This is a genomic window from Gemmatimonas sp. (assembly GCF_027531815.1).
GTDB lineage: Bacteria > Gemmatimonadota > Gemmatimonadetes > Gemmatimonadales > Gemmatimonadaceae > Gemmatimonas.
The window spans coordinates 176,643-195,898 of sequence record NZ_JAPZSK010000017.1; the positions used below are offsets into that span (position 1 = coordinate 176,643).

Genomic DNA, 19,256 nt, shown 5'->3' on the forward strand with positions numbered 1-19,256 from the left:
GTGGCCACTGCACGACGCGGTGGTCGTTCCTTTCATCCCTGCCTGTACATGACCACTCGCATCCGGCAGCTCGGTACGGCGCTGGTCCTCGCCCTGTCGATGGCGAGCACCGCTCAGGCCCAGCAGGAAGAGCCGAAGACCCCGCTGGGCAAGAAGATGGCCGCCATGAATACGGCGTTCAAAGCCGTGGGGCGGCAAGTCGAGGATCCCGCCAAGAACGCGAGCACGCTTGAGCAGATCGCGATCATCGAGACCAACGCCAAGGCCTCGCTCACGCTGGAGCCGGAGAAGAAGGCCAAGGTGCCCACCGGCGAGCAGGCGAAGTTCTTGAGTGACTATCAGGCGGAGATGAAGCAGTTGCTCGCCACGGTGGAGAAGCTCAAGGCTGCCGTGAAGGCCGGCAACAACGCCGAGGCCGTGAAGATCGTGGATGACATGAAAGCGGCACAGCGCGAAGGGCATCGCGAGTTCCGGCTGCGCAAGGCGGGCGCCCCGCCCGTGTAACACCGCGCGAAACGCCGCGTGTTTCATGACGTGGCAGTGGCCGGCGTCCGGTCAACGGACGCCGGTTTTTCTTGCGTGTGCCAATTGCTTGCTCACGCCGCGTGGCGGCTGCATTGTCGTGCGGGGACGCACCGTTTCCTGCTCTCTCTTCCCCTCCTCCCCCTCCGGAGACCCACCCCATGCTTGGCGTACTCGCGCGACCAGGGCTGCTGCTCGCGGCCCTCGCGCTCACTGCTGCTCCCCTCGCAGCACAAACCCGCACGATCACCGGCAAGGTGCTCGAAGAAGGATCGCGCGCCCCGATTGCCGCGGCACAGCTCCAGGTGCAAGGCACCAGCGTCGGCGCGCTCACCCGTGACGACGGCGCCTTTTCCATTGTGGGGGCACCGGCGCGGGAGGTCATTCTCGTGGTGCGCCGCATTGGCTATCCGCTCACGCGCATCACCGTGGCGGCCACGAGCGGCCCGCTCGAGATCGTGCTCAAGCGTGACGTGCTCAACCTCGATCAGGTGGTCGTGACCGGTCAGGCCAGCGGTATCTCACGCCGCAATCTGGCCAACGACGTGGCCAGCGTGAGTGGTGCCGACATGAACAAGGTGTCGGCGCAGTCGATCGAAAACGCCATGCAGGGCAAGATTGCCGGCGCGCAGATCTCGCAGTCCACCGGCGCGCCCGGTGGTGGCAATCGCATTCGCATTCGCGGCATCTCGTCCATTCTCGGATCGGCGCAGCCGCTCTACGTCATCGACGGCGTGATCGTGACCGACGTGGCGATCGGCGCCGGCACCAACAAGGTCACGCGTGCCGCCGGTTCCGCCATTTCGGTGGGCAATCAGGAAGCGCCGGTGAATCGCATTGCCGACCTCAATCCCAACGACATCGAGAACGTCGACATCCTCAAGGGATCAGCCGCCGCCGCCATTTACGGCTCGAAGGCCTCGGGTGGTGTCATCATCATCACCACCAAGCGCGGCCAGGCGGGGAAGCCGCGCTTTGCGCTGCGTACGGGCATGGGCACGGCCGAGCTGGCGTACCGCAACGGGTCCCGCCGCTTCCAGACGCTCGATGACGCGGTGCGCGTCTTCGGCCCCGGTATCACCCCCTTCTTCGACCCCAATCAGTATCTCGACTACGAGACGCTGGCGTACGGCAACCGTCCGGTGAACTCCGACCTCTCGCTCAGCGTGAGCGGCGGCACCGATGCCACGCGCTATTTCGTGTCGGCGAGCCGCCGCAACGAAGAGGGGATCGTGGAGAACACCTTCGCGCGCAAGACCAATGTGCGCGTGAACCTCGACCAGCGCATCTCCTCGCGGCTCAACCTGCAGGTGGGCAACGAGATCCTCAACAACGCCAGCGATCGCGGCCTGTTCGGCAACGACAACGCGGGCAACTCGATCGCGTATACGCTCACCAAGATTCCCGGGTTCCTCGACCTGCGTCGCCGTCCCGACGGCACGTGGCCGGTGAACCAGTTCTACCCGTCCAACCCGCTCCAGACCATCGACCAGTTCGAGAACGACGAGAACGTGTGGCGCAACATCACCACCGCGCGTCTCACGGCCGACCTGCTCACCGGCGACAAGCACACGCTGCAGTTCATCGCCTTCGGCGGGGTGGATCTGCTCAATCAGACCAATCTGATCTACTCGCCGCCCACGCTGCAGTTCGAGCCGGTGGATGGGCTCCCTGGCACGAGCGGCAACTCCAAGACCACCAACCTGCAGCGCAACCTCAACCTGAACGCGGTGCATGGCTGGCAGCCGACCAGCTCCCTCAAGATCACCTCGCAGGTGGGGACGCAGTACGAAGAGCGCGATTTCAACCAGACGCGCGCCTCGGCGCAGAATCTGCTGGGCGGCCTCGAAGTCGTGACCTCGGGCACGGTGCGTGATATCGATGAATCGCGCCTGCGCGTGCAGGACTTCGGTGTATTCGTGCAGAGCGAAGCGTTGTGGAACGAGAAGCTGCTGTTCACGGTGGGCGCGCGCGCCGACCGCAGCAGCAACAACGGCGACCCGGAGAAGTTCTTCCTCTTCCCCAAGGCCGCCAGCTCGTACCGTTTCCAGAACGTCCTCGATGGCTGGATCGACGAGGCCAAGTTGCGTGTGGCGTACGGCGAAACGGGCAACCAGCCACTGTACGGCCAGAAGTTCACCAATCTCGACCTGTCGAGTGTAGGTGGCCTGGGCGCCTTCCGTGTGGGTTCGGTGCGCGCCGCGTCGGACTTGCGCCCCGAGCGGCAGCGCGAGTTCGAGGCCGGTGTGGACCTCAATCTGCTGCGCAACCGCGCCTCCATGTCGGTGACCGGCTTCCGCCGCAACATCTCCGACCTGCTCATCACGCGCACGCTGGCCCCCACCACGGGCTTCAGCAGCGAGACGTCGAATGGCGCCGAGATGCAGGTGACGGGCGCGGAAGTGTCCATCAACGCGTTCCCGGTGCAAACCACCAACGTGACGTGGACGACGCGCCTCAACTGGGGCACGAACCGCTCCAAGGTGACGCGCCTGCCGGTGCCCACCTTCCTCCTGGGCGCGCCGCAGGTGGGCGGCGTGCGTATCGAACAGGGCAAGTCGGCCACACAGATCATCGGCAACGACACGCTGCCGCAGCCCGGCGGGCGCGTGGTGGTGCCGGTGGTGATGGGCGACGGCAACCCGCTCTGGACGGCCGGCCTGAGCAACGAGGTGCGCTACAAGCGCTTCTCGCTGTACGCCCTCGTGGACCAGCAGAAGGGCGGCATGCTGGCCAACGGCACGTGGCGTCACTACGACCTGGGGCAGAACTCGCGTGACTACGACGAGCTCGACGAGCTCGGCCGCAAGAAGGGCGATGTGCGCCGTACCAGCTACCTGCAGGTCACGCGCATCTTCTACCAGAACACGTCGTTCATCAAGCTGCGCGAAGTGACGTTCACGTGGGACATGCCGCAGGCGTGGACGCAGTCGGTGTGGAAGGGCGCGAGCAATGCCCGGCTGTCGCTGAGCGGCCGCAACCTGATCTGGTGGACCAAGTTCCGCGGTGGGGACCCGGAGGCGCAGAACTTCGGCGGTGGTGGTGCCCCCGATGCGGTCCAGCGCAATCGCGAACTGGCCGCCTATCCCGCCAGCCGCAATTTCTGGCTCAACTTCAGCGTGGACTTCTGACCATGACCGCGAATCGCAAGTCCTGGGGTCGCGCGTTCGCACTCCTGGCCGGCTGCGCCACCGCCGTGGCCTGCAACGCCGCCGACATCGGCAACTTCAACAGTCCCAACACCTCGCAGCTCGAGGACAGCCCCAACGCGTCCACGGTCAACACCACTGTGGCCGGCGTTCTCGGGGGGGCTCGCGGTGGCGCCGGTACCTGGGCCAGCACGCTCGGCATCTTCGGGCGCGAAATCATGAACCTCGACGGCGCTGAGCCGCGCAACGTGCTGGCGCTGCTCATCGGCCCGCTCGAGCCTGGCGGCTTTGGCGTGGATGTGGGGTGGACGAACAGCTACCGCAACCTGCGCACCGCCTACACGATCCTCGACGTGATCGACAAGGTGCCCGACTACACGCCGGCGCAGCGCAGCGCGGTAAAGGGGTTCGTGAAGACGTTCATCGCCAACGAATACCTGAACCAGCTGCGCGTGCGTGACACCTTCGGCATCGTCTTCGAGGTGCCGAAGAACCCTACCGAGCAGGGGGCGTTCGTGACCCGCGAGGAAGGGTACACGCGCACGGCGGCGCTGTTCGACGAGGCGCGCACCGATCTTGCGGCCGGTGGTACAGCGTTCCCGTTCACCCTCACCACGGGCTTCGCCGGCTTCAACACCCCGGCCACGTTCCTGCGCTTCAACCGCGCGCTCAAGGCGCGTCTCGAGCTCTATCGTGGGCGCTGGAGCGATGTGCTCACGGCGCTCAACGAGTCGTTCCTCAGCACGGCGTCGGGCACGGCGGCGTCGCTCAATACCGGGGTGTACCATGTGTACAGCACGGCGTCGGGCGATGCGGTGAATCCGCTCTTCGATCCGGCGCCGCGCGCCATCGTGGCGGTGCCCGAGTTCCTCACCGAGGCGCGTAACCGTCCCGACGGGTCGCGCGACCTCCGGGCGTCGAGCAAGGCGGTGGTGGGCACGGTGCTGCTGGCCACGCAGGGGATCAGCTCCAACGTGCGGCCCACGGTGTACTCCACCAACGTCACGCCGCTCCCGATCATCCGCAACGAGGAGCTCATTCTCATGCGCGCCGAAGCCAACATCGGACTGGGCAACCGCAGTGCGGCCATTGCCGATCTCAACTTCGTGCGCACCAACTCCGGTGGGCTCGCGCCGCTGGCGACGGACTTCAGTGGGGATCTCATCACCGAGCTGCTGTACGATCGCCGCTACTCCCTGTTCTTCGAATACGGCCACCGGTGGGTGGACTCGCGCCGCTACAACCGCCTCGGCGAACTGCGCAAGCAGCTGCCGTCGCACCGGGTCTTCCCGCTCGTGCCCATTCCGGTGGACGAGTGCAATCAGCGCACTGCGGCGCTGCCGCGCGGCTGCGTGAACGTGCTGGGGAACTGATCGGAGCCGTCCCCCGGCGGTCGTCGGGGGAACGGCACGGCGGTCGTGGTCTGAGGAACAGCACCACGGAAAACGCGGAATCCCACGGAGTGCGCACGGATGAGCCGATCGGCTCCGTGTGCACTCCGTGGGATTCGTCGTTCGCGGGTGGTTCCCGGTGGGGCTGGTCCGGTGAGGTGCCGCTTACTGCGCCAGTTTCTTCACCACGTCGCTGAGGGCGCGCACACGTGCCGCTTCGGCGTTGCCGGCCGCATCACGATCGAGCTGCGCGGCCAGGGTGGTCAGTGCAGTCAAACGTGCGCTCCCCTTGGCCTTCTCGGCGGCGCCGAGCTGTGCGACCACGCCATCGAGCCATGCCCTGGGCACGGCGCTGTTGCGTGCCAGCTGGTCGGTGTACGCGCGAGCCACCACGAAGGCGGCGGGCCACACCAGCTGGGGCTGCTCCTGCGGATTGAAGTACGCGAACCTCACCAGCTTGGCGGCGTCGAGTTCGTTCTGCGACAGGAACTCGCTGGGGGTGAGTTCGAGCACGTCGAGCCCGCGCGCAATCTCGGAGCCGTAGATGTAGCCGTTGTACCAGTAGGCCGACCAGTGGCCGGCGCTCGTGAGGCGCGTGGCGTCCACGGGGCCGCGATCGAAGTAGGCGATTTCGAACGCCTTGTCGGGATTGGTCCAGTCGAAGACGTTGATGCCGCCCTGGTACCACGACTGCACCATGATCTCGCGTCCCGGCACCGGAATGAGCGACCCGTTGTGTGCGACGCAGTTCTCCTGGCTGGTTTGCGGGGCGGGCAACTTGAAGTAGCTGCGGAAGTCGAGCGAATCGCCCTTGCGCACGAAGATGGCGTCGGCGCCCCACTCCAGCTTGTCGGTGGCCCGGCAGCGCGGCGAGCTGCCGCCGCCCCACTCGTCGGAGAAGAGCACCTTGCTGCCGTCGTTGCTGAAGGTGGCCGAGTGCCACGCGGACATGTTGGTGTCGGCGGCCGCGTAGAGGCGCTTGGGGTTCTTGATGTCCTTGATGTCGAGCAGGATGCCGTAGCCGCTGCACGCGCCGCCGGCGAGACCGAGCGCCGGATACGTGGTGATGTCGTGGCACTGCGTGGGCCCGCGCCCCGCCACCGACGGGCGCATGGGTGCGCCTTCGGGGCGTTCGCGACGGTCACCCGGGGCATCCCCGTGGCGCTTGGCTTCCCCCAGCCCCTCGAAGATGCGCGGCGAGCTCACGATGGCCGCGGCCTGCGGGTTCTTCACCGGAACCTTGATGACTTCAATACGGAACAGCGCGGTATTGGGATCGGCATCAGGAGCACCGGCCGAGCACCCTTCGAGCTCCTGGTTGGAGCGGACACCCGCCGAGCCGGACACGTAGATGTAAACGTTCTCGGGATCGTTGGGGTCGGTAACGAGCGTATTGGTGTGTGAGCCGCGGCAGGTTTGCACCACCTTGATCGACTTGGGCTTCTCGATGTTGCTGATGTCGAAGATGCGAATGCCGCGCGCGCGGTCCTTGCTCACCTCGGCTTCCACCCCCTCGAGTCCGCAGTCCACGCGGCCGGCCACCGCTTCGGCCGAGACGAAGAGCAGATTGCCGTAGACGGTCACGTCGCTCTGCGAGCCGGGGCACACCACGGCTGCACGCAGCTTGGGCTTGCGCGGGTCGGCGATGTCCCACACCTGCCAGCCGCTGTAGTTGCCCTGGAAGACGCGTGTGCCGCTGAACGCGAGGTCGGAGTTCTTGAGGCGCGCGTCGGGGGCGTTCTTGCTGAGGAACGCATCGGACGGCGGTGTGGCCGAGACGAGCTTCATGTTCCACGTGGCCTCCCCGGCGTCGAACCAGCCGGCCTTGAGACCGACACGCGTGTCGGGAACGGGCTGGGCGTGCGCCACGGCGGCGGAGAGGCCAAGCAAGGCGAGAGCGCCACGGGCCGGGAGCGAGTGCGACAGGATGCGCATGGGGACGGGTGGTGGAGGGGAGGGAGATTCAGGGGCGGGAGCGCTTGCGCAACATGAGCTCCATGCGATCGATCTCGGTGCTCTGATCGGCCACGACGTCGGAGACGAACTTGAACACGTCATCATCGTGCGCGGCGTTCTTCGTGGCCATGAGCTCGTCCACCATGGCGATGGCCCCGCGATGGTGCTGGATCATGTACGTGAGAAAGTACCAGTCGAACGCGGGGCCCTTGGCACTGCGCAGGGTGTCGAGCTGCGCCGGGGAGAGCATGCCGGGCATCGCGGCGCTGCCGCCGCTGCCACCCATGCCGGCATGACCGGCATGCTGCATGTGCGCGGCGTGATCGTCGGTGGCGGTGGGCACGGTCTGCTTGCGCATGCGCAGCCAATCCTGCATGAACGCGATCTCGTCGTTCTGCGCAACGGCGATGCGACCGGCCAGCACCTTCACTTCACCACTGGCGCCGTTCGGTTCGGCCATGGCGGACATGACCACGGCCTGTGCGTGATGGCCGATCATGCCCTGCATGAAGGCGACATCGGCGGCGGTGTAGGGAGCAATGCCGCCGTCGCGATCGACGAGCTGGGCGGGGGTGAGAGGGCGCGAAGCCTTGCCCGCGGGAGCGCAGGCGGTGGTGGCGCAGAGGCTCGCGGCGGCCAGCGCAGCGCTGGCGAGCAGACGCAGGGAGGAGGGAGACACGGGAACGCGGCGGTTCGGGGAAAACGGCACGGTGCCCCGAGAACATGCGTTCCGCGCGCGGGAAGCGCCAATGCGCGCGGCACGCTGCTCAGTCGCGCTTGCTTACCACCACGAACCGGGTCCAGTTGGCCGAGACATCTTCGATGTGCCGGGCGATGATCTCGAGGCCGTAGCGTTCGGCGGCCATCGCGCTGGCAACGGCCCCGCGCGTGCGTTCGCCGGCGGCGGCCACGTCGCGCGCGGCTCCGGCAGTGTCGGCGTGCGGTGTGGAGACCAGCCAGCTGTGGCGCGCAAAGAAGATGCGGCACTGTGCGAGCGCCACAGGATGACTGTGCACATCACGCAGCTCGGCCAGTGTGGCACCGCGTGGCGCCAGCAGGCAGAGGTGCACCGGGACGCGCGTTTCGGCGCGCACCTCCACCGCATCACCCACTGCCTCGAGGGCATCGAGCGCAATCTTCACGCGCCCCACGATCGCATTCTCCACCGGCACGATGGCGTAATGCGCATCACCCGCCAGCACGCGCGCCAGCGCGTCGGGGAACGTGGCCGAGGGGACGGGCTCCGCGCCGTCAGGCCACTGCTGGCGAATGGCCATTTCGGAGAAGGCGCCAATCTCGCCCTGGAAGGCGACACGGGGAATGGGAGTGGTGGGGGTGGTCACGGGGGTGGCGGGGGGCAGGGGGCGGGAGGCAGGAGGCAGGGAGCAGGGAGCAGGACGCAGGACGCTGCGGGTGAAGCCGGATACATATTGACAGCGATATGCGCGAGCCGTAGTGTCTCTGGCATGATGCGTCACTTCTATGCCAGCCGATTTTATTACGTGCCGACCCGCATGGGCCTCGGCATGTTTGGCGTGCGCAGCTAAGTCCTGACGCTCCCGACCGACCGAGAGGCCCGTGCAACCGCACGGGCCTCGGTCGTTTCGGGGCTTCGCGCGGTGAAGCGGGCTCCTCGGTGACCACTGTCACCACACCCTGAGGACCGCATGATCATCGTCACCACCGCCGGCATCACCGCTGACCAGTTGGACCGCCTCATCGAACACGTGGAGGCGGCCGGGCTGCGCACGCACGTGTCGCGCGGTGAACAGCGCACCATTGTGGGGTGCATTGGCGAAGAGGGCAAACTCGGCGAACTCGGACTCACGCAGCTCGAGGGGGTGGAGCGCGTCATTCCCGTACTCAAGCCCTACAAGCTGGCGTCGCGGGAGTTTTCGCTGGGGGATACGGCCATCCGCCTGGGCGACCCGGCCGGCACGATCATCGGCGGGCGCGAGGTGGTGGTGATGGCGGGCCCGTGCAGTGTGGAAGGGCGCGACATGATGTTCGACACGGCGCGCGCGGTGCAGGAGAGTGGTGCGCGCCTGCTGCGTGGCGGCGCCTTCAAGCCGCGATCGAGCCCCTACGCCTTCCAGGGGATGGGCGAAGAGGGGCTGCGCATCATGGCCGAGGTGCGCGCGGAGACGGGGATGCCCATCGTGACCGAGGTGATGGACCCGCGGCAGGTGGAGCTGGTGGCGAGTTACGCCGACGTGCTGCAGATCGGCGCGCGCAACATGCAGAACTTTTCGCTGCTCTCGGAGGTGGGCAAAGTGCAGCGGCCGGTGCTGCTCAAGCGCGGGCTGAGCGGCACCATCACCGAGCTGCTCATGGCGGCCGAGTACATCATGGCGCAGGGAAACGGCGACGTGATGCTGTGCGAGCGTGGTATTCGCACGTACGAAACGGCCATGCGCAACACCATGGATGTGGCGGCCATTCCCGTGCTCAAGCGCGAGACGCATCTGCCGGTGATCGTGGACCCCAGCCATGCCGGTGGGCGCGCACATCTGGTGACGCCGCTGGCGCTGGCGGCGGTGGCCGCAGGGGCGGACGGGCTGATCGTGGAGGTGCATCCCGACCCCGCGTGTGCGAAGAGCGATGGCGAGCAGAGCCTCACGCCGGCCGCGTTTGCGCAGATGATGACGCAGGTGCAGGCGGTGGCGCGGGCGGTGGGGCGGGATTGTGCCGTGACGGCGGCAGCCGGCGGTTGGCGCGATGAGGTGACCGCATGAGCCCCGCCGATCAGGCGCAGCTCACGGCGCAGCGCGCGGGGCAGCCGGTGCCGGCCCTCGCGCGTGAGGCGGGGTTGCCGGCGGGGCAACCAAGGGCGGTTCGCTGCCGCCCCTCCAGCCGCGACACCCGCGCCTTGAGTGCCTGCACGGTGCTGGTGAGCTGCGCCAGTTGGTCGGGGGATGGGGCGGTCGATGCAGGCGCGGGCTGTGCCGCTGCCGCCGGGGGATGCGCTTCCGCCACGCGGGCAGATCGGGGCGCTCCACGGCGAGCGAGGGAATGGACTCGGTGAGCTGACGAACGAGAATGCGCTGCGTGCTGTCACCCGCCATGGCCGTGCGTCCGGTAAGCGCATACCACGCCACGAGTCCCAGCGAGTAGAGATCGGCGCGCCCGTCGACATGGTCGCCGGTGGCCTGCTCGGGGCTCATGTACTCGGGGGTGCCCACGACCTCGCCCACGCGCGTGAGGCCGGCGTGTTCGCTCACGGGGGTGATTGCACGGGCAATGCCGAAATCCATGACGAGCACACGTCCCGTGGCGCGCTCGATCATGATGTTGTCGGGCTTGATGTCGCGGTGTACCACCCCGCGGCCGTGCGCATACGCCAGCGAGTAGGCGACGTCCTGCACGAGGCGTACGGCGTCTCGCTGTGACAACGGTCCCTCGCGGGTCACGCGCAACGCGATACCGGCTCCGGAGGGCGCCGGCCACCACGGCGAGGTCGCCGCTCACCCGATGGGCTTGCGGCCGGGCGCCGGCACAACGGCGCGCCCGATGGTGCCGCGATCGCTGCCAAACCAGATGCTGCGCGTGCTCTTGTCGAACACCATGTGACGCACCGTATTGGGCACGGCGGGGCCGAGGTCGACCTGCGCGATGAAGCTGTTGCTGCGCGGGTCGAAGCCCACCAGGCGATTGGGCTGCCGCCCCGTCTCCACCAGCCAGAGGCGATCGGCGTCGTCGACGGTCATGGCGTAGGGCATGCTGGTGCCGCCACCGGGGAGTGCCCACTCCTTCACCACGCCGCTCACCGGGTCGAGACGCCCCACCATGCCGCGCGAGTAGTCGCCGTACCACACCGCGCCGTCGGTGGTGAGCGCAATGCGGCGGCCGCGCGCGCGCTCGTCGGGAAGCACGTACTCGCGCACGCGCATACTCTGCGGGTCGATGGTGCCCAGCTTGTTGGTGCCGAAGAGATTGAACCACGGCCGACCGCCCTTGTCCATGACGATGCCGTAGGGGCGCGCGCGCGGAGTGGCGATGCTGGCCAGCTTCACTTCACCGGTCTTGCGGTTGAGGAACCCCACCATGTTGCTGTTCTGCAGCGTGAACCACAGATCGCCGACGGTAGTGAAGGTGATGGTGTGCGGGTCCTTCGCGTTGGGGTCGGGCATGGGGTAGCGGGTGATCTTCCCCGTCTTGCCGTCGATGCGCCCGATCATGCCATTGCGGTTGCCGGCGTACCACGCGTCACCCTGCGCGTCCACGTTCACGGTGTGCGGGTGGGTGCCGGGATCGATCTCGAAGCGCTCGAACTTTTTCGTCTTGGGGTCGAAGCGCGCCACGTAGTTGCCCTCCTGCCCCACGAACCAGATGCGCCCCTGCGGATCGACGCTGGGATCACGCGGGCGGCCAGCGGCGCCCCACGGCACGTCCCATTCGGTGAGTTGCACGGTATCGGCGGCGGCACGCGCCTGCGCCGACACCCGCGCGGGCATCGGCAGCTGGGCCAGCGCGACGGCGGCGAACACCAGGGCGGCACGGGGAGCACGGGACAACGGCATCATGGGTGGTCTCCGGCAGGGGAAAGCAGCGGTAGGACGACTTCAAACGTGGCACCGCGCGGGACATCCAGCAAACCGATGCGGCCACCGTGCGCCTGCGCAATGGCGCGGGCAATGGCGAGGCCGAGTCCGGCACCGGTGGTTTCGGCGTCGCGCGCGCGTTGCACCCCATGCACGAAGCGCTCGAACACGCGCTCCCGCTCCGCAGGCGGAATGCCGGGCCCCTCGTCGGCCACGGTCAGGTGCAACGCATTGGCGGTACGCTGCTGGCGCACCCGCACGGTGGTGCCGACGGGCGCGTGCTTGAGCGCGTTGTCGAGCAGGTTGAGCACGAGACGATGGAGCAGCATGGCGTCACCCCGCACCGTGGTCGCCGGCGTGAGCGATTCCGGCTCCACTTCCAGCGTCACGCGCTGTGAATCGGCGAGCGAGCGCACGCTGCGCACGGCATCGTGCACGAGTGCCGGCATGTCCACGGCGTCGTGGCGCATGGCCTCGTCGCGCCCGGGCTGGTCGCCGGCGTCCACGCGGGTGAGCAAGAACAGGTCATCCACGATGCGCGAGAGCCGCACCGATTCGCCGTGCACGACGGTGAGTGCCTCCCGGTACTCCGTCTCGCTGCGGCTGCTCCGCCGCAGTGTCACCTCGGCTTCGCCCCGAATGATGGCGATGGGGGTACGCAGTTCGTGCGACGCGTCGGCCACGAACTGCCGCTGCGTACGGAAGGCGTCACCCACGCGCGCGAGCAGGTCATTGATGATGCGCGCCAGTCGCCCGAGTTCGTCGTGCGCATGTACCACGGGCAACCGTTCATCGAGATTGGCCGCGGTGATGCCAGCGGTGCGTGTGACGATGGCATCGAGTGGCGCAAGACTGCGCCGCGCGAGCAGGAAGCCCGCAATGAGCGCCACGAGCGACGCCAGCGGGATGGCAAACAGGATGGTGGTGCGCACCTGCCGCAGCAGCAGGGTGTCGTCCACATCGGAGCGCAGCGCCGTGATGAGCAGCGCCGGTTCGTTCTCGTCGCCGGCTTCGGGCACGACGCGCAGCAGCGCGGCGCGTGCCGGCCCGCTCTCCAGCACGAGGTCGCGCACCACCACGGCGGAGTCGGAGAGCGCGCCGGCGTCGCGCTGTGCCCGCACCTGCGCCATGAGTGTGCGCACCGCCGTGGGCAGCACCACCGCCGGTTGGGCGACCTCCGGCTGCCGCGCCGCCATGAGCTGCTCGGCTTCGTCGGTGATGAAGATGTCGAGATCTCCCACGCGCAGTTCGCGCAGCACGGCCTGCTCGTGCTCGCCGCGCACCGTCTCCACCTCGCCACGTGCGGCCGCGGCGCGCCGCTCGACCAGGATGGCACCGGCCACAGCCCGCGCCGACTCGCGCACCACCGTGGCGGCGCGTTGGCGCACGACCCGCTCGAGAGTGAAGAAGCCCACCCAGGCAAAGGCGATGAGAATGACGGCCAACACCCCGGCGTTGAGGGCCGTGAGCCGCAACAGGATGGACGGACGCAGCGGCAGCACGCGTTACACCGGCGCGATGTCGGTGAGCACGTAGCCCACACCACGCCGCGTATGCAGCAGCGGCGTGAAGGGCTCGCGGTCGATCTTCCCCCGCAACCGGTTCACATACACCTCCACGGCATTGGTGAGCGGGTCATGATTGTCGTCCCACACATGCGCCACGATGTCGGCGCGCGACACCACGTGCCGCGCGTTGCGCACGAGCAGCTCGAGCAGGGCGAACTCCTTGCCGGTGAGCGGGATGGGCACACCACCGCGAGTGGCGGCGTGGGCCTGCAGGTCCACCACGAGATCGGCCAGCTGCACCTGCATGGGCTGCACCGCCTCGGGGCGACGGAGCAGGGCGCGCAGACGCGCGAGCAGCTCGCCGAAGTCGAAGGGCTTCACGAGATAGTCGTCGGCGCCCGCATCGAGCCCGGCAATGCGGTCGCTCACGGCATCGCGCGCGGTGAGCATGAGCACGGGGGTGTGCACGTGGCGCGCGCGCAGCGTGTGCACCACACCAAAGCCGTCGGTCCCGGGGAGCATCACGTCGAGCACGATGGCGTCGTAGCTGTTCACCACGGCCTGTGTAATGGCCTGCGTGCCGTCGGCGCACACATCCACGGCGTACGCTTCCTCGCGCAGGCCGCGAGCGATGAGGCCGGAGAGCCGAGGATCGTCTTCAACGACGAGCACACGCATGCGGGGTAGCGCTAGAGGTGGACGGGGCGGGCGCGGCGCTTTTCTTCCGGACGGCGGCGGAACCAGCTGGCCACGAGATAGAACTCGTCGAGGTCGTGCGTGGGGACGTCGGCGCCCGCGGGATCGGCCCCGGCGTACACCCGCTGCACGAGCGCCGTGAAGGCTTCCTGCTCCTCGGGCGTGCGTGGCGCACGCACCTCGGCGCGCACGGTGCCGCGGCGAATGAGATACACCCACTCGGCGTCGGCGTGCCCGATGGCGTGATAGCGGAAGGTGAGGCGGTCGACGTTGGCGTGAAAGTGCTGCACGCGTTCGTGCAACCAGCGTACGTGCGCGAGGCGGTCGCGCAACACGCCGGCGCGTTCGAAGGCCAACTCGCCGGCGGCGCGCTGCATGGCATCTTCGAGCAGTCGCACCGGGACGTCGCCGTGTCCCTCGAGAAAAGTGCGTACGTGGGCGGCGGCTTCGCGGTACCCCAGCGGCTGGCCGGCCCCGATGCACGGCCCGGCGCAGGTGCCCAGGTCGTGGCGCAGGCACCCGGGGGCCCGTGCCCGCGCCGCGGCGCGCGGTCGGGTGGCGGGGTCGTCGGCAAACCACAGGGCACTGCCGCGCGCCCGGCCGGTGCCGCGCACGGTGTCTTCGAGGGTGCAGTCGCGCAGCCCGGTGGCTTCGGCGAGGGCGCGCACGGCGTCGCGTACACGCGCCACGCGGCGGAAGGGGCCGAAGAGCGCCACGGCGGCGGGATCGTCGGAGCGCGCCACCACCCGCAGCCCGGGGACGGGGCCGCCGGTGAGGGCCACGTAGGCGCGTGGCCACTCGTCCATGACCATCATGGTGTTGAAGTGCGGCCGGTACTGCTTGATGAGGCGCAGCTCACGCAGCAGGGCGCCGAACTCGGTGTTGGTGTACTCCCACACGATCTGGAAGGCGTGGCGCAGGATGCGCGCGGCCTTGTTGCGGCGTCCCGTGGCGCGGAAGTACGAGAGCAGGCGGGTACGCAGTGCGCGCGACTGCCCCACGTAGATCACGCTGCCGGTGGGGCCGAGCATGCGGTAGACCCCGGGGCGGTTCTCCACGCCCTCCCGCACGAGTGCGCGGAGCTGCTTGCGCTGGGCGGGGGTGGTTTGCGGCGGCTTGACGTGCAGGCGCGGGGCGGGGTCGTGCATGCTGGCAAGCTAGTGGTTGCGCGCTTTCTCGCGACACACTGCGACACGTTGCGACACGCTGCGGGGCGCTCCCGCTCACCCCGTTCGCTGCTCACTTCGGGGGTGGCCGGGCGCGCTCCGGCGCACCGCGCCTCCGCACGCCGGCGTCACCCCCTCAGGGATCCGCTCACGGGGCGGCGGGGCGCCCCGCGGCTGCACTCGCTCGGCGTCGCTGGCGCTGCGGCACCCGGCGTGGCGCGCGCTGCGAGATGCGACGCGGTGCAGAGATCCAGCGGTGGGGCCCCGCCGCCCGAGCGAGCGGCTCTCTGAGGGGGCGACGCCGGCGCGTGAGCGCACGGCCGCCCCCGAAGCAAGCCGCGAGTCGGGTGAGTGGGTACCCCACCGCGTGTCGTGGCGGCCCCCTGGCAACTCACGTCTCGTACTGGAGCGACTCGCGAAACTCGCCCGCCTGACGGCGGATCTGCACCAGCTCCGGCTCGGCCATGCCGTCGAGGTGCTTGGTCATCATGCGCATGCGCGGGTGCCTGGCGAACCGCTCCCGGTGCTGCGCCATGAAATCCCAGTAGAGAAAGTTCATGGGGCAGGCGTCGGGGCCCGTGCGCTGCTTCACGTCGTAGCGGCACTCGCCGCAGTAGTTGCTCATGCGGTTCACGTAGGCGCCACTCGCCACATAGGGCTTGCTGGCCAGCACCCCGCCGTCGCCCCAGGTGCCCATGCCCGCCACATTCGGCAGTTCCACCCACTCGTAGGCGTCGGTGAACCCCGCCCAGTACCAGCGCGACAGTGCGGCGGGTTGCACGCCCAGCAAGGTGGCGAAGTTGCACTGGATCATGAGCCGGCCGATGTGATGCGTGCGGCCGTAGTCGCGCACCTGCCGAATGGTGTCGGCGAGGCATCGCATCTCGCAGGCGCTGCCCTCCACGCCGCCGTACGCTTCGCCATCGGGCGCCCAGAACCACGAGGGCAGCCCCAGCGGGGCCTCGAGCGCGTTGGCCGTACGCAGCCCGGGCATGAGCTGCCAGTACATGCCGCGGATGTACTCGCGCCAGCCGAGGATCTGCCGGATGAACCCTTCGGCGCTGGCGATGGGCACGTGGCCCTCGCGATACGCGCGTTCGGCGCGCTTCACCACTTCGAGCGGATGCAGCAGCCCCACGTTGATGATGCTCGAGAGCGTGGAGTGCAGCAGATCGGGGGCGCCGTGCACGAGGGCGTCTTCGTACGGGCCGAACTCGGGGAGCCGTTCGACGACGAACCGCTCGAGCCATGCCTTGGCGTCGCTACGTGTGACCGGCAATCCGAAGCGGTCTACCGAACCCCAGCGCCCCGTCCAGCGCGACACGCGCGCCATCTGCTCACACGTGATGGCATCGGGCTCCACGCGCCACACGTTGGGTACGGCGCGATGCTTCGGCCAGGGCTTGCGATTGTCGGCGTCGAAATTCCATTCGCCGCCGCTGGGAGTTCCGTCGGCCTCCATGAGGATGCCGTGCTTGCGCCGCATCTCGCGATAGAACCACTCCATGCGGTACTCCTTGCGGCCGCGCGCCCAGGTGGCGAACTCCTCGCGCGACGCGAGAAAGCCGCGATCCTCGCGCAGCACGAGCGATACGCCCTGCGCCTCGAGGAGGGCGCGCGCGCGGTCGAGTTCGTCCACCATGTCCTGCTCGCGCCCTTCCGTGGCCACGACGCGCGACGCGTGCAGTTCGCGCGCGATGTCGGCGAGTCCCTCGGCGTACGACGGCGCGTTGCGCAGCACGACCCGATGGCCGGCCGCTTCGAGGGACGCGGCGAAGTGACGCATGGCCGAGAGCAGCAGGACGAGCTTCTGCCGGTGCCAGGGGAGCGATGCGCCCTTGGCGACGGACTCGAGCAGCACCACGACCACATCGGCGCGCGGCTCGCGCGGGATGTTGGCTACCGCGCGGGAGCACTCCCAGGGGGCGACGAACGCCAGCGTTGGACCGGACACGCGGGGGCAACGGCCTGGCGGGTGGACGCGTTCCCGTCCGTCGGTGTGCATCTGCTTCCCACCCCCTGCAACCCGCCCCCTGCCCCCTGCTTCCTGCCTCCTTCGCCGCCGCGAAGAAGGGAGCAGGGAGCAGGGAGCAGGGGGCAGGCAGCAGGTGCAGCAGGTGCAGCGGCTAGTCCGTCGCGTCCATATCCACCTGACCCGACAGGCGGCGGGAGAGGTGCGACCAGCTCATGCCCACGGCCAGCAGCAGGGCGGTGCAGACGAGCACGACGTACGTGATGCCGCGCGAGGAGGTGGCGCTCACGATGCCGAAGTCGATGAGCAGCCAGACGAGGCCACCGGAGAGGGCGAGCACGAGCAGGGCACCGCCCATGCCAATGGAGCGGCGCGTGGCGTTGAGGAAGATGCCCCAGCCGCCAAGCAGGGCGAGGCCGGCGAGGAACTTGAGCGACGCGGGGCCGCTGGTGGGTTCACCGGTGCGCAGCGGGGCCAGAGCCCAGTGGAAGTAGCTCACCCGCTCGGGGTTGTAGGTGGCAAACACCAACACCAGCGCGGCGAGCGTGCGGGCGGCGATGCCGCCGAAGCCGGGGCCGTTAGCCATGAGAGGGAGCGGAGGAAGAGGAGAGCAGGCGCCGTGACAGCACGGTGAGGCACCAGCCGGTGGTGACGGCAATGAGCAGGAACTTGAGCGAGGCGGCGACGCCCGCCAGTGCGGCCAGCGTCGCACTGGGCCCCGCTTCGATCATGCGCCACAGCGCCCAGTTCTCCGCGGCGTCGAGTGGCGTACAGGCGAGTACCGCGGCACCCAGGGCGGCACCGGCGCGGTCCATCGTGCTGCCGGGGTGCGTGAAGCGCGGCTGCCGCAGCAGCTGCACACTCCAGCGGAAGAACCACGGATAGACGAGCAGGAAGCCCACGTCCACGCCCAGGCTAACCCGTGCCGACTCGGTCACGCCGGCGATGCGCCAGCTGTCGAGGATCTCGCGGGCCCGTGCGCTGGTAAAGGCGAGTTCGTACGCCACGATGCCCCCCGGCGTAACCGCCGCGAGCGGGGCGTCGATTCCCCGCAGCTGCAGCAGGAGAATCAGTGACAACGTGGCAAAGAACAGCCAGATCAGCAGGCGGGACATTCCCACACGGTAGCGCCGGGTGTTCGCGGGCGGAACGGGAAGGCGCTATTTCTTCGGCATGAATGCAATTCCTGTGACGGCCGACGCGCTGCTGGGTATTGCCGTGGGCTTCGGGCTCGCGGCCGCGGCCGGCTTTCGCGTCTTTGTGCCGCTGCTCGCCGCCGCCATTGCCGCGAAGACGGGGGTGCTGGAGCTGTCGCCCGGCTTCCAGTGGCTGGCCACCACGCCGGCGCTCGCGGCACTCGGCACGGCCACGCTCCTCGAGGTCGGGGCCTATTCGGTGCCGTGGCTCGATCAGCTGCTCGATCTGGTGGCCACCCCGGCCGCCATGGTGGCGGGGATGGTGGCGGCGGCCAGTGTGGTGGTGGATCTCCCCCCGGTGCTCAAGTGGGGCGCCGTGCTGCTGGCCGGCGGGGCAGCGGGCGTGACACAGGGGGCCACGGTATTCACCCGCTTCAAGAGCACCACCCTCACCGGCGGCATGGGGAACCCGGTGGTGAGCACGCTCGAGCTGGTGAGCGCGGTGGTCACGAGCGTGCTGGCGATCTTCCTGCCCATGCTCACGCTGGTGGCGGTGCTGCTGCTGTTCGTGTTCTTCACGCGGCGCGTGCACGGCGTGCTTTTCGGTCGTCGCGCGGCGCGGGCGGCGGCCGCTGCCGCCAACGGCCCGCCCAAGGTGCCGCGCGGGCCCATGCGGCGCTGATTCACGACGGCCGCGGTGCGGGTGGCGCGGTGCAGGTCGCGCGTTGCGGGTCGCGCGGTGCCGCGCCGCCACACGCTACCCCGGCTTCGCCACCATGCACCACACCGCGTAGACGAGCGGCGCGGTGGCAGTCCAACCCCATACGCTCCAGCGGCCATAGGCGCGCACGAGTGGCTCGTCGTTGGCGCCCCCGGTGTGCTGCACCATGCGCCGCTGCGCGGGCACGAGCACGACGAGCCAGAGCACCGTGGAGAGCGTGAGCGCCACGAGTGCCTGCCGTATCCACGGCGTGTCCCACAGCGGCAGGCCGCGCTGCAGCGCCAGCGTGATGCCGCTCACGGTGAGCAGTGCGCCGCCACCCACGGTGAAGCACCAGTCGGTGATCACGATGGCACGCGCGGCGCGCCGGAAGTCGTGCGTGTGCCGCGCGCGCCAGAAGATGGCGGTCCACACACCGGTGACGATCACGTTCCCCACGAACACGATCGCGCCCAGCACATGCGCGGTCTTGAGGAACGCATCGAGCGTCACGGCGCG

The 19,256-nt window shown here is 68.8% G+C and carries 17 protein-coding genes; 5 read left to right on the top strand and 12 right to left on the bottom strand.

The window, feature by feature from the left end:
• Positions 1-48: 48 nt before the first annotated feature.
• The 3 genes from O9271_RS17650 (at position 49) to O9271_RS17660 (ending at position 5,044) form a co-directional block, all read left to right on the top strand.
• A complete protein-coding gene (locus O9271_RS17650; RefSeq protein WP_298272652.1) occupies positions 49-504 on the top strand; it encodes a cytochrome b562 in 456 nt (151 codons plus the stop codon).
• A 179-nt stretch (positions 505-683) separates the two neighbouring features.
• Entirely contained in the window at positions 684-3,653 is a 2,970-nt protein-coding gene (locus O9271_RS17655) for a SusC/RagA family TonB-linked outer membrane protein (protein ID WP_298272655.1), read from the top strand.
• 2 nt (positions 3,654-3,655) lie between these two features.
• Complete coding sequence (locus O9271_RS17660) at positions 3,656-5,044, top strand: RagB/SusD family nutrient uptake outer membrane protein (protein ID WP_298272659.1); 1,389 nt, start codon at positions 3,656-3,658, stop codon at positions 5,042-5,044.
• Between the two features lie 183 nt (positions 5,045-5,227).
• On the opposite strand, the gene O9271_RS17665 is transcribed toward O9271_RS17660, so the two are convergent.
• The 3 genes from O9271_RS17665 to O9271_RS17675 form a co-directional block, all read right to left on the bottom strand.
• On the bottom strand, positions 5,228-6,997 hold the full coding sequence (locus tag O9271_RS17665; protein WP_298272662.1) for a hypothetical protein: 1,770 nt from the start codon (positions 6,995-6,997) through the stop codon (positions 5,228-5,230).
• A gap of 28 nt (positions 6,998-7,025) precedes the next feature.
• Positions 7,026-7,697, bottom strand: a complete 672-nt coding sequence (locus O9271_RS17670; RefSeq protein ID WP_298272665.1) for a DUF305 domain-containing protein — start codon at positions 7,695-7,697, stop codon at positions 7,026-7,028.
• 88 nt (positions 7,698-7,785) lie between these two features.
• Positions 7,786-8,361, bottom strand: a complete 576-nt coding sequence (locus O9271_RS17675) for a prephenate dehydratase domain-containing protein (protein WP_298272668.1) — start codon at positions 8,359-8,361, stop codon at positions 7,786-7,788.
• Between the two features lie 324 nt (positions 8,362-8,685).
• Here O9271_RS17675 and aroF point away from each other — a divergent pair, with 324 nt between their 5' ends.
• A complete protein-coding gene (aroF, locus tag O9271_RS17680) occupies positions 8,686-9,753 on the top strand; it encodes a 3-deoxy-7-phosphoheptulonate synthase (protein ID WP_298272671.1) in 1,068 nt (355 codons plus the stop codon).
• A gap of 21 nt (positions 9,754-9,774) precedes the next feature.
• On the opposite strand, the gene O9271_RS17685 is transcribed toward aroF, so the two are convergent.
• The 8 genes from O9271_RS17685 to O9271_RS17720 all read right to left on the bottom strand — a co-directional run bounded on the left by O9271_RS17685 (position 9,775) and on the right by O9271_RS17720 (position 18,016).
• On the bottom strand, positions 9,775-10,428 hold the full coding sequence (locus O9271_RS17685; protein WP_298272674.1) for a serine/threonine-protein kinase: 654 nt from the start codon (positions 10,426-10,428) through the stop codon (positions 9,775-9,777).
• Positions 10,429-10,482: 54 nt separating this feature from the next.
• Complete coding sequence (locus O9271_RS17690; RefSeq protein WP_298272678.1) at positions 10,483-11,541, bottom strand: hypothetical protein; 1,059 nt, start codon at positions 11,539-11,541, stop codon at positions 10,483-10,485.
• Positions 11,538-13,061 carry an ATP-binding protein gene (locus O9271_RS17695; protein WP_298272681.1) on the bottom strand — a complete coding sequence of 508 codons (1,524 nt, stop codon included), beginning with the start codon at positions 13,059-13,061 and terminating at the stop codon, positions 11,538-11,540. The genes O9271_RS17690 and O9271_RS17695 overlap by 4 nt, the downstream gene beginning before the upstream one ends.
• 3 nt (positions 13,062-13,064) lie before the next feature.
• Positions 13,065-13,745 carry a response regulator transcription factor gene (locus O9271_RS17700; RefSeq protein ID WP_298272683.1) on the bottom strand — a complete coding sequence of 227 codons (681 nt, stop codon included), beginning with the start codon at positions 13,743-13,745 and terminating at the stop codon, positions 13,065-13,067.
• 11 nt (positions 13,746-13,756) lie between these two features.
• On the bottom strand, positions 13,757-14,911 hold the full coding sequence (locus tag O9271_RS17705) for a GIY-YIG nuclease family protein (RefSeq protein ID WP_298272685.1): 1,155 nt from the start codon (positions 14,909-14,911) through the stop codon (positions 13,757-13,759).
• 409 nt (positions 14,912-15,320) lie between these two features.
• Positions 15,321-16,883 (bottom strand): cryptochrome/photolyase family protein, encoded by a 1,563-nt coding sequence (locus O9271_RS17710; protein ID WP_298272687.1) that lies wholly within the window; start codon positions 16,881-16,883, stop codon positions 15,321-15,323.
• A gap of 172 nt (positions 16,884-17,055) precedes the next feature.
• Positions 17,056-17,487 carry a DUF6524 family protein gene (locus O9271_RS17715; RefSeq protein WP_298272690.1) on the bottom strand — a complete coding sequence of 144 codons (432 nt, stop codon included), beginning with the start codon at positions 17,485-17,487 and terminating at the stop codon, positions 17,056-17,058.
• A complete protein-coding gene (locus tag O9271_RS17720) occupies positions 17,480-18,016 on the bottom strand; it encodes a hypothetical protein (RefSeq protein WP_298272693.1) in 537 nt (178 codons plus the stop codon). The genes O9271_RS17715 and O9271_RS17720 overlap by 8 nt, the downstream gene beginning before the upstream one ends.
• Positions 18,017-18,074: 58 nt before the next feature.
• Between O9271_RS17720 and O9271_RS17725 the strand changes: the two genes are divergently transcribed.
• Positions 18,075-18,719 (top strand): DUF4126 domain-containing protein, encoded by a 645-nt coding sequence (locus O9271_RS17725; protein WP_298272695.1) that lies wholly within the window; start codon positions 18,075-18,077, stop codon positions 18,717-18,719.
• 75 nt (positions 18,720-18,794) lie between these two features.
• Here the strand turns inward: O9271_RS17725 and O9271_RS17730 are convergent, their stop codons facing one another.
• Complete coding sequence (locus O9271_RS17730) at positions 18,795-19,250, bottom strand: DUF2269 family protein (protein ID WP_298272697.1); 456 nt, start codon at positions 19,248-19,250, stop codon at positions 18,795-18,797.
• Between the last annotated feature and the right edge of the window lie 6 nt (positions 19,251-19,256).

Coding starts and splice junctions, on each gene's coding strand:
- O9271_RS17665 (WP_298272662.1), bottom strand. CDS start 6,997: ATGCGCATCCTGTCGCACTCGCTCCCGGCCCGTGGCGCTCTCGCCTTG.
- O9271_RS17690 (WP_298272678.1), bottom strand. CDS start 11,541: ATGATGCCGTTGTCCCGTGCTCCCCGTGCCGCCCTGGTGTTCGCCGCC.
- O9271_RS17705 (WP_298272685.1), bottom strand. CDS start 14,911: ATGCACGACCCCGCCCCGCGCCTGCACGTCAAGCCGCCGCAAACCACC.
- O9271_RS17700 (WP_298272683.1), bottom strand. CDS start 13,745: ATGCGTGTGCTCGTCGTTGAAGACGATCCTCGGCTCTCCGGCCTCATC.
- aroF (WP_298272671.1), top strand. CDS start 8,686: ATGATCATCGTCACCACCGCCGGCATCACCGCTGACCAGTTGGACCGC.
- O9271_RS17660 (WP_298272659.1), top strand. CDS start 3,656: ATGACCGCGAATCGCAAGTCCTGGGGTCGCGCGTTCGCACTCCTGGCC.
- O9271_RS17715 (WP_298272690.1), bottom strand. CDS start 17,487: ATGGCTAACGGCCCCGGCTTCGGCGGCATCGCCGCCCGCACGCTCGCC.
- O9271_RS17725 (WP_298272695.1), top strand. CDS start 18,075: ATGAATGCAATTCCTGTGACGGCCGACGCGCTGCTGGGTATTGCCGTG.
- O9271_RS17650 (WP_298272652.1), top strand. CDS start 49: ATGACCACTCGCATCCGGCAGCTCGGTACGGCGCTGGTCCTCGCCCTG.
- O9271_RS17655 (WP_298272655.1), top strand. CDS start 684: ATGCTTGGCGTACTCGCGCGACCAGGGCTGCTGCTCGCGGCCCTCGCG.
- O9271_RS17720 (WP_298272693.1), bottom strand. CDS start 18,016: ATGTCCCGCCTGCTGATCTGGCTGTTCTTTGCCACGTTGTCACTGATT.